A 12,393-nucleotide genomic window follows, 5' to 3' on the forward strand; every position below is an offset into this window, starting at 1 on the left:
GATGGACCGGTTCTCGGGGACGATCGACGTCCATACGCACTACGTGCCGCGCGGATGGCCCGACCTCGGGGCGGACGCTCCGTGGCTGAGGCTGGACTCCGAACGCGACGCGATGATCATGGTCGGCTCGAGCGAGTTCCGCCGGATCGGGGCGGACTGCTGGGACGCGGAGATCCGCCTGGCCGACATGGACGCCGACGGCGTCCGAGCACAGGTCGTCTCTCCGACCCCCGTGTTCTTCTCCTACGACGCGCCGGTGGGCGAGGCCACCAAGATCGCCCGGATCTTCAACGACCTCGCGCTCGAGATCTGCGAGCCCGGCGGCGGGCGCCTCATCCCCTTCTGCCAGGTCCCGCTGCAGGACCCCGACGCAGCGTGCGCGGAACTCGACCGTGCGGTCGACAGTGGACACGCCGGGGTGGAGATCGGTAATCACGTCGGCGACCGGGATCTCGACTCGGCCGGGGTGGTGCAGTTCCTGCAGCACGCCGCGTCGCGCGGGGTGCCGGTGTTCGTCCACCCCTGGGACATGCCGGACTCGCCGCGGCTCGACCGCTGGATGGCCCGGTGGATCACCGGGATGCCGGCCGAGACACACCTCTCGATCATGGCAATGATCCTCGGGGGCGTGTTCGACCAGGTTCCGGAGGACCTCCGGATCTGCTTCGCCCACGGCGGCGGGTCCTTCGCGTTCTGGCTGGGCCGATTGGAGAACGCCTGGCACAAGCGCAGCGATCTGATCGCGACGTCGGAGCGGCCGCCCTCGGCGTACGTGAACCGCTTCAGCGTCGACTCCGTGGTGTTCGACCCGGTGGCGCTGCGCGCGCTGGTCGACACGCTCGGCGCGTCGCAGGTCATGGTCGGCAGCGACTACCCGTACCCACTCGGCGAGCGTCCCGTCGGCGAGGTGGTGCGGCGGGCGAAACACCTCACCGAGTCGGAGGTCGCGGACCTCACCGTCCGGAACGCGCAACGGTTCCTCGGTGTCGACGACCGGCCCACCGACGGGTAGCGAACCGTGTCACGCAGGGGCGCCGAGCGGCGGGTGCTCGAGCACGCGTGGCCGGTACTCGACGACCTGGATGCCCCCGTCGAAGGTGCGGTGCTCGATCATGTCGAGAGCGACGTCCGGGTAGCCGTCGTAGATGCGTTCCGTGCCCGTGGCCCCGGTGATCACCGGGAACATCCCGACCCGGAAGCGGTCGACGAGTCCGGCCTTCAGCAGGGACCGGCACAGGCTGAGGCTGCCGATCGTGCTGAGGAGCCCCGAGCCGTTCTCCTTCATGGCACGGACCGTCTCGACGGCGTCGTCGCGGACGAGGGTGGAGTTGGCCCACGTCAGCGGCTTCTCGAGCGTGGAGGAGAAGACCACCTTGGACGCTCGCGTGAGCTCGTCGACGGACGCCTCCTCCTCGGCCCGGAACTCGTCCTGGCCACTCGGGACCTCGCCGGCGGCGAAGCCCGACATCAGGCGGTACGTGTTCGCCCCCATGAGGTAGGTGACCTCGGGCTGCTCGCCGAGCCATGCGAGGTACTCCGGGCCCTCGAGGCCCCAGAAGCCGGGCCAGCCCTCTCCCGACGCGTAGCCGTCGAGGGAGGTGATGAAGTCGACGAGAAGCTCTGACATGGCGGTGTCCTTTCCTGGGGCGTCACGAACGAGGACCGGCCGAGGGTCACGAACTCATCGGAGCCGGATCGGTCCGCGGCCGGAAATGTTTGCGACAGCCTGCCCGTCCGGAACTAGGGTCCGCGGCTCATGACGTCCCGTCGCTGATCCCGGCCGCACGCGGTGGATCCGGGGCGTCGTACGAGGTGAACGACGACCCGAGGAGCCCCCGTGACAGAGGTCGACTACATCGTCGTCGGTGCCGGGACGGCCGGCTGCGTGCTCGCCCACCGTCTCTCCGCCGATCCCGGGACCAGCGTCCTGCTGGTCGAAGCCGGGGGCCGCGACACCCATCCGCTCATCCCGGTGCCGCGCGGGTTCTCCGAGCTGCTGGGCGATCCGACCACCGCGTGGCACTACCCGACCCGACCGTTCGGCCCGGCGGAGCAGGTCGAGTACTGGGTGCGGGGCAGGACCCTCGGCGGGTCGAGTGCGGTCAACGGCATGGTCTACAACCGCGGCCACCGTGCCGACTACGACGCACTGGCCGCCCGCGGCAACCCCGGCTGGGGATGGGACGACATGCTCCCGGTCTTCACCGCGATCGAGGACCACCGGTTGGGCGCCTCCGGCACACGCGGCGCGGGCGGCCCGCTGCACGTCTCGACCGTGGACGGGGGCGACCCGCTGCTGGACGACGTGATCACCGCAGGCACCGGACTGGGCTGGCAGCGGACCCGGGACCTCAACGAGTCCGATGAGGAACGGATCGGCTACGCGGCGGCGACCATCCGGGACGGACGCCGGGTCAGTGCGGCGGACGCGTTCCTGCACCCGGTCGCCGACCGGCCGAACCTGACCGTCGTCCCCGGCACCGTGGTCGAGCGACTGGTGTTCGACGGACGGCGGGTGGTCGGTGTCCGGGCGCGGCAGGACACGGAGCCGGTCGAGTACCGCGCCGGCCGGGAGGTGATCCTCTCCGCCGGGGCGCTGGCCACGCCGAAGATCCTGCAGCTGTCCGGGATCGGGGACCGCGCGACGCTGGCCTCGGCCGGGGTCGACGTGGTGGCCGAGAGCCCGAACGTCGGCGCCCGGATGCGCGAGCACCGCGGCTTCACCCTGCAGTTCCGGCTCACCGAGGACCTCGGGTACAACCGGCTGCTCAGCACCCCGGACGGCCGGCAGCAGGCCATGGACGACTACCGCTCGAGCGGGGGCGGGCCGATGGCCTCGCCCTCCTTCGACGTCGTCGGGTTCTTCAAGACCCACCCCGAGCTCGACCGGCCCGACGCGCAGCTGCTGATCGCCCCGTTCTCGATGCTGCCGCCCGAACCCGGCCGGGCCATCGAGATCGAACCGGAGCCCGGCATGCTGTGCGTGGCCTACCCGCTCCGCACCGACAGCGAGGGCAGCGTCCGTATCACCTCGGCGGACCCGGCGGCGCCGCTGGACATCGACCCGGGCTACTTCGGCACCGCCCACGACCGGACGACGTCGGTGGACCTCTTCCGTGCCGTCCGCCGGCTCTTCGCGACCGCGCCGCTGGCCGAGCGGATCGCGCACGAGACCGCTCCGGGGACGACGGTCCGGACCGACCAGGAGATCATCGACGCCGGGCTCGTCACGGGCACCTGTGGCTACCACGCCGTCGGGACCGCTGCCATGGGGCCGCACGACGACGATGTGGTCGACCCGCTCCTGCGCGTGCGCGGCACGGCGGGGCTGCGCGTCGTCGACGCCTCGGTGCTGCCGATCATGGTGTCCGGGAACCCCAACGGCCCGGTCGCGGCGCTGGCGTGGCATGCCGCGGACCACATCCTTGCCGAGGCCCGAGTCTGAGGGCGCAGTTCCGCGTACGGGTACGGGTGACGCCGGCCCGGCCGTCAGCCGTCCAGCCCGGCAGTGGCCTGCACACCGGGGATCGCGTCGCTCCGGAAGGCGTCGACGAACCGGCGGTGGTCGTCGCGGACGACGGCGGCGTACTCCCGGGCGAAGGTGCAGACCCAGCCGACGAACTCGTCGTCGCGGTCGCCGATCGAGGCCGCGATCGCCTCCTCGGTCGAGAACCCGACCAGGCTCTGATCACTGTCGGCGTCGGCGACACAGTGGATCTTCGCGCTCGCCCGTCCCAGGTGGTCCAGCACCGGTGCGATGTCCCGGGGCTCGGTGAGCTCGTCCCACTCCAGGTCCCGCGCGTAGGGGGACAGCTCGCTGACCACGTAGCCGACCCCGTCGATCTCCGTCGAGCCCAGCAGCCGATCGGTGTGGGCCTGCAGCGCTCGCTGCGACACGGCGGTGCGGTGCCCGTGGTGCCGGAAGTAGTCCGCGATCCGCGGGTCGGTCACCACCCGCGACGGGGCGGCCACGTTGCCCTGCTTCATCGACAGGACGATGTCGTTGTCCAGAGCCTGGTTGAGGCCTTCGATGAGCACGGTGTAGGCGGGCAGGCCGGCGCTGCCGATACCGAACCCGCTGCGGCCCACCACGTCCTTGATCACGTAGGCCGGGTCGGGCAGCCTCCGGTCGGCCGGGATCGTGGTCAGGTACCGGCCGAACGCCTCGACGACCGTGGCGTGCTCGGCGTCCCCGAGGCGGCGGACCCCCGGCCCGTGGCGGAAGACTCGGTCGTAGCCCTCGGTCTCGGTCACCGCGTCGAGCAGCCCGAGCCGGCTGCTCAACCGCGAGCGCAGCAACAGCTCGTGGACCGGCCCGGCGGTGTTGTCGATGCGGAGCGCGTGGTCGTGCTCGTCCTCGCGCGCCTCGACGAACCGCCGCACCTGGTCCACATAGGCCCGGGCGTAGCCCGCGACCAGCTGGTCGATACCGGCATCCGGGATGGCCTTGCGCCAGCCCAGCAGGGCGATGCTCGCGGCCAGCCGTTGCACGTCCCAGGTGAAGTGCCCGAGGTAGGCCTCGTCGAAGTCGTTGACATCGAAGATCAGGACGCCGTCGCCGTCCATGTAGGTACCGAAGTTCTCGGCGTGCAGATCCCCCTGGATCCAGACTCGGCTGGTGCGCTCGTCGACCCACGGATCCGCCAGGGTGGCCACATCGGCGTAGAACAACGGGGCGCTGCCCCGGTAGAAGGCGAACGGGTCCGCGGCCATCTTGCGGAACTTCACCCGGAACGCCTCGGGGGCGGCCGACATCAGGTCGGCGAACGCCTCGACCAGGGTGTCGACGATCCAGCGGGACCGCCGCTCGGGGTCGGTCGCGGACAGGATCTCGGCCAACGGTGCCATGCCCTCGATGATGCACCCGCCAGGGCGCGGGACCGGCGGGGAAACGGCATCCGGCAGCGCTCCGCACACCGAGCCGCCCCGGTCACCCGGTGTTACGGTCATGATCAGCTCTGCGATTGGCGGTGACCGATGAACTTCACTCCGTCCGACACCGAGAAACTGCTGCTGAGCGTGGCAGGGATGGTCGCCCGTGACCGTCTGGACCGGGGTGTGCGTCTCAACCACCCGGAGGCGCTCGCGCTGCTGTCGTGCTGGGCGCTCGAACGCGCGCGGGAGGGTGCCCGGGTCGCCGACCTGATGAACGACGGCCGGCACGTGCTGAGCCGGGACGACGTCATGGAGGGCGTGCCGGAGATGATCCACGACGTCCAGGTCGAGGCCACCTTCCCGGACGGGCGCAAGCTCATCACGATCACGGAGCCGATCCAGTGATCCCCGGCGAGGTGCGCGTGGCCGGGCAGCCGGCCGAGCTCGAGACCGGCCCGGCATCGGACTCGCTGGTGATCGTGAACGACGGCGACCGGCCGATCCAGCTGGGGTCGCACCTGCACCTGCCGGACGCCAACCCGGCCCTGAGCTTCGACCGGGACCGCGCCGCCGGCCACCGGCTCGACATCCCCTCGGGCACGTCGGTGCGGTTCGAGCCGGGGGTCAGCCGCACCGTCGACATCGTCGAGCTGGGCGGGCGCAAGTACGTGCCGGGCCTCCAGATCCACGCCGGCGACGAGCTCCCGACGCACGGGCGCGAACCCCGGCCGGTGGTGCCCTTCGGCGCGCCGGGCAGCGAGGTCACGCAGGGCCCGCGGGCGGGTGGCCGGCGGGTGCGGGTCAGCGACGAGCCGGCGGAACCGGGACCGGACGACGACGGGAGGCAGCCGTGAGCCGCATCGACCGCCGGGAGTACGTACAGCTCTACGGCCCATCCGAAGGCGACCAGGTCCGCCTCGGCGACACCGACATCTGGATCCAGGTCGAGCAGGACCTGACCTTCGGCGGGAACGAGGCGGGGTTCGGCGGCGGCAAGACGATCCGCGAGTCGATGGGCCAGGGCCTGACCACCCGCGACCAGGGCGCGCTCGACGTGGTGGTGACCAACGTCGTCGTCCTGGACCACTGGGGGATCGTCCGCGCCGACGTCGGCATCCGCGACGGCCGGATCGTCGCGGTGGGCAAGGCCGGCAACCCGGACGTGATGGACGGCGTCCACCCCGAGCTCCTGATCGGACCGAGCACCGACGTGATCGCCGGCGAGGGGAAGATCCTCACCGCGGGTGCGGTCGACACCCACGTGCACTTCCTCAGCGAGATCGAGATGCGCGAGGCGCTGGCCACCGGGACGACCACGGTGATCGGCGGCGGGACCGGGCCCACCGAGGGCTCCAAGGCCACCACGGTCACACCGGGTGCGTGGTCGCTGGCGATGATGCACCGCGCCCTGGACGAGATCCCGCTCAACGTCATCCTGTTCGGCAAGGGCAGCACGGTCAGCTCCGAGGCGCTGGAGCAGGAGGCGCGCGCCGGGGCCGGCGGCTACAAGGTCCACGAGGACTGGGGCGCGACCCCGGCGGCGATCGACGCGGCCCTGCGGGCGGCCGACGACTTCGGGCTGCAGGTGGCCCTGCACGCCGACAGCCTCAACGAGACCGGCTACGTCCAGCACACCCTCGACGCGATCGCCGGCCGCGGGATCCACGTGTTCCACTCCGAGGGCGCGGGTGGCGGCCACGCCCCCGACATCATCCTCGTCGCCGGCGAGTCCAACGTGCTGCCCGCCTCGACGAACCCGACGTTGCCGCACACGGTCAACACCGAGGCCGAGCACCTGGACATGCTCATGGTGTGCCACCACCTCAACCCCCGCGTCCCCGAGGACCTCGCGTTCGCCGAGTCCCGGATCCGGGGGACGACCATGGCCGCCGAGGACATCCTGCAGGACATCGGCGCCATCTCGATCACCTCCTCCGACGCCCAGGCGATGGGCCGGATCGGTGAGCTGATCTGCCGCACCTGGCAGGTCGCGCACGTGATGAAGCAGCGGCGCGGGTCGCTGGGCGGCTCGCTGCCCGCCGACAACGAGCGGGCCCGCCGCTACGTCGCCAAGTACACGATCTGCCCGGCGGTCGCCCACGGCATCGACCACGAGATCGGTTCCGTCGAACCGGGCAAGATGGCCGACCTCGTCCTCTGGGACCCGGCGTTCTTCGGGATCCGGCCGTCCTCGGTGATCAAGGGTGGCGCGATCGTGAGCGCCGCGCTGGGCGACCCGAACGCGGCGATCCCCACGCCGCAACCGGTCTTCCTCCGGCCGGCGTTGCCGAGCGCCCCCGGGTCGGCGTCCCGGCTCGCGACGACGTTCGTGTCCCCGCTCGCGATCGAGGACGGGCTGGGCGAGCGGCTGGGCCTGCGCCGGCGGCTCACCGCGGTCCGCCCGACCCGCGGCCTGACCAAGGCCGACCTGCCGAACAACACGGCTCTGCCCGACCTGCAGGTCGACCCGGAGACGTTCGCGATCGCGATCGACGGTGAACGGGTGCGGCCCGAGCCGGTCAGCGAGGTCCCGCTCGCGCAGCGCTACACGATGTTCTGAGGAACGGACCCACGATGCCGGCCGAACTGGGGGCCCTGCTCCTCGCCGACGGGCGGCTGCCCACCGGCGGGCACGCCCACTCGGGCGGGCTCGAACCCGCGCTGGCCGCGGGGGCGGGACCCGACGACGTCCCGCGCTACCTCGAGGCCCGGCTGCGCACCGTGGGGCTGGTCGAGGCGACCGCCGCCGTGCTCACGCTGCGCCGCTGCCGCACCGCCGGCGCGGACGTCGACGAGGTGCAGGTCGCGCTGCGGGCCCGAATGCCCAGCGCACCGGCCCGCACGGCCTCCGAGCTGCTGGGCCGCGGGCTCGCCCGGCTGGCCCGGCGGCTGTGGCCCGAACACCCCGCCGTCGCCGCGCTCGACTCCCTCGGCGCGCCACCGCTGCGACCGGTGGCGCTCGGGGTCGTCGGCGCCGCCGTCGGGATGTCCGACGCCCAGGTCGCGCGGGCGAGCCTCTACGACGACGCGCAGACGGTCGCGGCCGCGGCGCTGAAGCTGCTGCCCGTGGACCCGACCGACGCGACCCGCTGGCTGCTCGACGCCGGGCCCACCCTGGAGGAGATCGTCGCGCGGGCCCTGACCTGCACCGGCCCGGACACCATGCCGGCCACCACCGCCCCTCTGGTCGAGCAGTACTCGCTCGACCACGCGTCCCGCTCGAGGAGGATCTTCGTTGCCTGAGCACCCCACCCGCCCGTTCCGGCTCGGCGTGGCCGGCCCGGTCGGCACCGGCAAGAGCACGGTGCTCGCCACGTTGTGCCGGGAGCTGTCCGCCGAGCTGTCGATGGCCGTGGTGACCAACGACATCTACACCGACGAGGACGCCCGGCTGCTCCGCGCGGCCGAGGTGCTGCCCGTCGAGCGGATCAAGGCGGTGGAGACCGGGGCCTGCCCGCACACCGCGATCCGCGACGACATCACCGCGAACCTGCTCGCCGTCGAGGACCTGGAGTCCACGTTCGCGCCGCTGGAGCTGGTGGTGGTCGAGAGCGGCGGGGACAACCTCACCGCCACGTTCAGCCCCGGGCTGGTCGACGCCCAGATCTTCTGCCTCGACGTGGCCGGCGGCGGGGACGTGGCCCGCAAGGGCGGTCCCGGCATCGAGCGCGCCGACCTCCTGCTGATCAACAAGACCGACCTCGCCCCGTACGTGGAGGTCGACGTCGACCGCATGGTGAGCGACGCCGTCGCCGTCCGGGACGGGTTCCCGGTGCTCGCACTGAGCCGCAACGACCCGGCCTCGATCGTGCGGCTCTCCGACTGGGTGCGCCAGGTCGTCGCCGGCTACCGGGCAGGGCGGCACGTCGCCCACGACCCCGGGCCGATGGCGCCGCACACCCACGCCCACCCGTGACCCGGGACGCCCCCGCCCGGATCGTCGTCGAGCAGGACGGTGCGCGCACCCGCATCCGGGAGCTCACGGCGAGTACCTACCTGCGGCCGCGGCTGCTGGGCTCCGGTGCCGGCCCGCGGGTGGCGCTGGTCGCCGCCTGCGCGTCCCTGCTCGCCGGGGACCACCTGCGGCTGGAGGTCGAGGTCGGTGCCGGGGCCGCCCTCGAGCTGGTGGAGCCCTCCGGGACGGTCGCCTACGACGCCCGCGGCGGCCGCGCGGACTGGACGGCGTCGGTGCGGGTCGAGGCGGGTGGCTCGCTGGTGTGGGGCGCGGCGCCGTTCGTCGTCGCCCACGGCGCGGACGTGCACCGGCACACCGGGATCGACCTGGAACCCGGTGCCGCGGTCCTGCTCCGGGAAACGTTCGTGCTGGGCCGCAGCAACGAGTGCGGCGGCGCGCTGCGCTCGACCCTGACCGCCGTCCGGGACCGACGCCCGCTGCAGGCCGAGGATCTGGACCTCACCGACCCGGTCCTGCGGGGCTCGCCCGCCGTCCTCGGGACCCGCCGGGTGCTCGCGACCGCCACGCTGCTGGGCATCCGGCCCGACGAGCTCGCCGACCCGCACGAGACGGCCCTCGACGGGCCCGGGGCGCTCCGGCGCGAGCTCGCCGACCACGCCCACCTCGCCGAGGACGCCCTGGAACCCACCTGGGCCCGGTGGCGGCGCCTGGTCGGACAAACCCGGCCGGCCCGCACGGTGACCTGCCGCACAGCGGCTTGAGGGTGCCGCTGCGGCACCGCGTCTCCTGGCTCCGACACGGGCGGACGACCGGAAGGACACGATGCCCAGGACGGATCGACGACCGGACCGGTCCGCGCCGGCGATGCGTGCCCCCGGGATCCGGGCCAGCCCGGTGATCTGGCTGACCTCCTACGGGCTGTCGCTGCTGGGCAAGGGCATCGCCGCGGTCGTGCTTCCGTTGCTGGTGCTCGAACGCACCGGTGACGTGCTCGCCGCCGGGGTGCTCGCCTCGGTGACGACCGCGGCGTCGGCCGCAACCGGGCTGGTGTCGGGTCTGCTGGTCGACCGGGTGGACCGCCGGACGGTGACGATCGTGTCGGACGTGCTCGCCGCCGTGTCGGTGGCGGCCCTGCCGCTGGTCGACCTGCTGTGGGGGCTCGACCTGGTCTGGTTCCTGGTCCTCGGTGTGCTGGGCGCGGTGATCCGGGTGCCGGGCACGACGGCGCAGGAGACGGTGCTGCCGGTACTGGTTCGGCTCGGTGGCGACGGGCCGGGGCGGCTGGACCGGCTCGTCGCGATCCGGGAGAACGTCGGGAACGTGCTGGCCCTCGCGGGGCCCGGCGTGGGCGGGGTGCTCGTCGGGGTGCTGGGTCCGACACCCGTGGTGCTGGTGGTGACGGCGGTGACGAGCCTGCTCGCGGCGGCGACGACGGGGCTGCTCGACCCTCGGGTCGGAGCGGTCGCGCCGCGGGCGGTGGGGGAGAGCGGGGCCGGTGGGGTGCGCGGTGCGGTCGCCGATCTCGTGGCGTCCTGGCGGTTCCTCGCCGCCGACCGGCTGGTACTGGGGGCGACGCTGTTCTCGGCGGTGCTGGTCGCGGTCGTGGTGTCGTTGCAGACCACGGTGCTGCCCGCGTACTACGTCGCCGCGGGTGTTCCCGCCCTCACCGGGCTGACCCTCAGCGCACTGGCCGGGGGCGGCATCGCGGGCTCGGCGTTGTACGCGGCGCTGGCGGGGCGGGTGCGGCGCCGGACCTGGTTCGTGTTCGGCATGCTCGGCTTCGGGGCCGGGATCGCCCTGGCCGGGAGCCTGGCCGCACCGTGGCTGGTGCTCGCCGCGGCGGCGCTGGTGGGATTCACCAATGCCCCGGTCGGGGCCGTGCTCGGTGTGCTGATCATCGAGGCGACCCCGGATGCGATGCGCGGCCGGGTGCTCGGGGCGCAGAACACGCTGGTTCTGGCCGCCCCGGCGGCGACCGGTGCGCCGATCGCCGCCGTCGCCTCGGCGGCCGGGCTGGGTGCTGCGGGGGTCGTGCTGGCCGTCCTGGCCGGGACGGCTGCGGTCGTGGCGTTGCTCGTCCCGGTGTTTCGGGGCCTCGACCCGCCCGGCGAGGTACCGGCCCCCGACCGTCTCGGGACGGTGCCGGCGTGACCCGGGTCGGAACGCGGCGCGGCACATCGCTGCGGGTGCAGGGCGACGCGGACGTGCTTCACGATGATCATCGTGGCCGGGTGCCGGCAACACGCCGTTCGAGAACATCGGTACCGCGATCCGGTCGCAGTTCGCCCAGGGCGGGGGTCGACGTCCGGATCGGCGCCCGGTCCTGTCAACGGATCTTGAAAATTGACCCCTTTCGGGATCTCGGCTTCTACGCCAGGGGGTCAGATTTCAGGATCCGGCGACAGGTCCTCGCCGACCATCCTCGGCAACTGCTACTCGGGGGAGTACGACTCGGCCATCGGGGTCGAGGACGCCCGGAACGGCTGCGGTGGGCAGAAGCTCAGGTGGATCTCGGCTGCACCGGTCCGGTATGCCTACCGGCAACCGCGTCTACGCCGATAGCAGTCAGTGGGGGGCGATCCCCGTCGTCCACCTCGGTGACCACCGGTCGCCAGTCCCCGGCCGCCCGTTCGAACTGCACGATGGCCTCTCCCAGGTCGGCGACACCGGACCCGGTCCGGCGGAGCAATGCGCCGAGCACCTGACGCGCCATGACCCCGAGCTCGACGACGGACCGGTTGCGGTGTTTCCGGACTCCCAGATCGACCTGGGCGATGGCGTCCAGGCCGTGGTGCGCGAGAGTGTCGACGAGCAACCCGATCTCGACGCCGTACCCGGCGGCGAACGGCAGTGACTCGAGCAGCTCACGGCGGGCGGCATACTCCCCGCCGAGCGGCTGGATGATCCAGCGCAGGTCCGGGTGCAGCGCGGCGAGCAGCGGCCGGACGAGCAGTTCGGTGACGCGCCCGCCGCCTTCCGCCGTCGTCTCCGACTCGATACGGAGCGGCCTGCGGTAGCAGCCCTTGACCAGCTGGACCGACGGCTGGGCCAGGAGCGGCTGCAGGAGCCCGGTCACCAACGCCACCGGATCGGTGTCGACCAGATCGGAATCGAGGAACACCACGAGTTCCCCGGACGTGGCCGCCACTGCTCGCCACAGTGCCTCACCCTTGCCCGGCCGGACCTCGATGCCGGGGAGCACGTCGTGGCGGTCGAGCACGCGGGCGCCCGCTTCCCGGGCCCGTTCCCGCGTGCGGTCGGTCGACCCGGAATCCATGACGACGAGCTCGTCGATCAGGGGCGTCTCACCCTCGGTGAGCGGGTGGAGGGCCGAGACGAGCCGGCCGACGGTGGCCTCCTCGTCCAGAGCCGGAAGCACCACCGAGATGCTCTGGTCCCGCATCGCCGCCGGCGTCAGGTCGGTTGTCCGGTCCGAGGCACGCCAGGTGTTGCGGTCGAACCACGACGGTCGGCCGTCCACGTCGTCTCCCCTCTCGCGGACCACCGGTCTCGCTCAGGCCAGGGCCCGGACGGTCCTCGTCGGCAGGCGCCGTCCGCTGATCGACGCCAGCATGTCGCGGGCACGTCGGGTCGCGGACACG

The 12,393-nt window shown here is 72.7% G+C and carries 12 protein-coding genes; 9 read left to right on the top strand and 3 right to left on the bottom strand.

The features are described from left to right. The first annotated feature begins 1 nt into the window (after position 1). A complete protein-coding gene (locus tag BM093_RS12635; protein ID WP_093341960.1) occupies positions 2-1,012 on the top strand; it encodes an amidohydrolase family protein in 1,011 nt (336 codons plus the stop codon). A 9-nt stretch (positions 1,013-1,021) separates the two neighbouring features. Here BM093_RS12635 and BM093_RS12640 read toward each other — a convergent pair whose 3' ends face one another. Then, the gene (locus BM093_RS12640) at positions 1,022-1,627 is read right to left on the bottom strand and encodes a dihydrofolate reductase family protein (protein ID WP_093341966.1); all 606 of its coding nucleotides are present in this window, start codon (positions 1,625-1,627) and stop codon (positions 1,022-1,024) included. 210 nt (positions 1,628-1,837) lie between these two features. On the opposite strand from BM093_RS12640, the gene BM093_RS12645 reads away from it, so the two are divergent. Then, positions 1,838-3,445, top strand: coding sequence for a GMC family oxidoreductase (locus BM093_RS12645; RefSeq protein WP_093341970.1), 1,608 nt, complete (start codon positions 1,838-1,840; stop codon positions 3,443-3,445). 44 nt (positions 3,446-3,489) lie between these two features. Here the strand turns inward: BM093_RS12645 and BM093_RS12650 are convergent, their stop codons facing one another. Then, positions 3,490-4,848, bottom strand: a complete 1,359-nt coding sequence (locus BM093_RS12650; protein WP_093341973.1) for a DUF2252 domain-containing protein — start codon at positions 4,846-4,848, stop codon at positions 3,490-3,492. Between the two features lie 129 nt (positions 4,849-4,977). Between BM093_RS12650 and BM093_RS12655 the strand changes: the two genes are divergently transcribed. The 7 genes from BM093_RS12655 to BM093_RS12685 all read left to right on the top strand — a co-directional run bounded on the left by BM093_RS12655 (position 4,978) and on the right by BM093_RS12685 (position 10,942). After that, positions 4,978-5,280 carry an urease subunit gamma gene (locus BM093_RS12655; protein WP_093341976.1) on the top strand — a complete coding sequence of 101 codons (303 nt, stop codon included), beginning with the start codon at positions 4,978-4,980 and terminating at the stop codon, positions 5,278-5,280. Beyond that, positions 5,277-5,729: an urease subunit beta gene (gene ureB, locus BM093_RS38170; protein WP_093341978.1), complete on the top strand. Its 453-nt coding sequence runs from the start codon at positions 5,277-5,279 to the stop codon at positions 5,727-5,729. The genes BM093_RS12655 and ureB overlap by 4 nt, the downstream gene beginning before the upstream one ends. Beyond that, a complete protein-coding gene (locus BM093_RS12665; protein ID WP_093341981.1) occupies positions 5,726-7,435 on the top strand; it encodes an urease subunit alpha in 1,710 nt (569 codons plus the stop codon). The genes ureB and BM093_RS12665 overlap by 4 nt, the downstream gene beginning before the upstream one ends. Positions 7,436-7,449: 14 nt before the next feature. Continuing rightward, complete coding sequence (locus tag BM093_RS12670) at positions 7,450-8,118, top strand: urease accessory protein UreF (protein WP_093341984.1); 669 nt, start codon at positions 7,450-7,452, stop codon at positions 8,116-8,118. Beyond that, positions 8,111-8,791: an urease accessory protein UreG gene (ureG, locus tag BM093_RS12675; protein WP_093341987.1), complete on the top strand. Its 681-nt coding sequence runs from the start codon at positions 8,111-8,113 to the stop codon at positions 8,789-8,791. The genes BM093_RS12670 and ureG overlap by 8 nt, the downstream gene beginning before the upstream one ends. Then, complete coding sequence (locus BM093_RS12680; protein WP_093341990.1) at positions 8,788-9,552, top strand: urease accessory protein UreD; 765 nt, start codon at positions 8,788-8,790, stop codon at positions 9,550-9,552. The genes ureG and BM093_RS12680 overlap by 4 nt, the downstream gene beginning before the upstream one ends. Positions 9,553-9,613: 61 nt before the next feature. Next, on the top strand, positions 9,614-10,942 hold the full coding sequence (locus BM093_RS12685) for an MFS transporter (protein ID WP_245773489.1): 1,329 nt from the start codon (positions 9,614-9,616) through the stop codon (positions 10,940-10,942). A gap of 349 nt (positions 10,943-11,291) precedes the next feature. Here BM093_RS12685 and BM093_RS12690 read toward each other — a convergent pair whose 3' ends face one another. Beyond that, the gene (locus BM093_RS12690; protein ID WP_093341995.1) at positions 11,292-12,272 is read right to left on the bottom strand and encodes a glucosyl-3-phosphoglycerate synthase; all 981 of its coding nucleotides are present in this window, start codon (positions 12,270-12,272) and stop codon (positions 11,292-11,294) included. Positions 12,273-12,393 lie beyond the last annotated feature (121 nt).

It is taken from the genome of Pseudonocardia ammonioxydans (genome assembly GCF_900115005.1).
In the GTDB taxonomy this organism is placed as follows: Bacteria; Actinomycetota; Actinomycetes; order Mycobacteriales; family Pseudonocardiaceae; genus Pseudonocardia; species Pseudonocardia ammonioxydans.

Coding starts and splice junctions, on each gene's coding strand:
- BM093_RS12670 (WP_093341984.1), top strand. CDS start 7,450: ATGCCGGCCGAACTGGGGGCCCTGCTCCTCGCCGACGGGCGGCTGCCC.
- BM093_RS12640 (WP_093341966.1), bottom strand. CDS start 1,627: ATGTCAGAGCTTCTCGTCGACTTCATCACCTCCCTCGACGGCTACGCG.
- BM093_RS12635 (WP_093341960.1), top strand. CDS start 2: ATGGACCGGTTCTCGGGGACGATCGACGTCCATACGCACTACGTGCCG.
- BM093_RS12685 (WP_245773489.1), top strand. CDS start 9,614: ATGCCCAGGACGGATCGACGACCGGACCGGTCCGCGCCGGCGATGCGT.
- BM093_RS12655 (WP_093341976.1), top strand. CDS start 4,978: ATGAACTTCACTCCGTCCGACACCGAGAAACTGCTGCTGAGCGTGGCA.
- BM093_RS12650 (WP_093341973.1), bottom strand. CDS start 4,848: ATGGCACCGTTGGCCGAGATCCTGTCCGCGACCGACCCCGAGCGGCGG.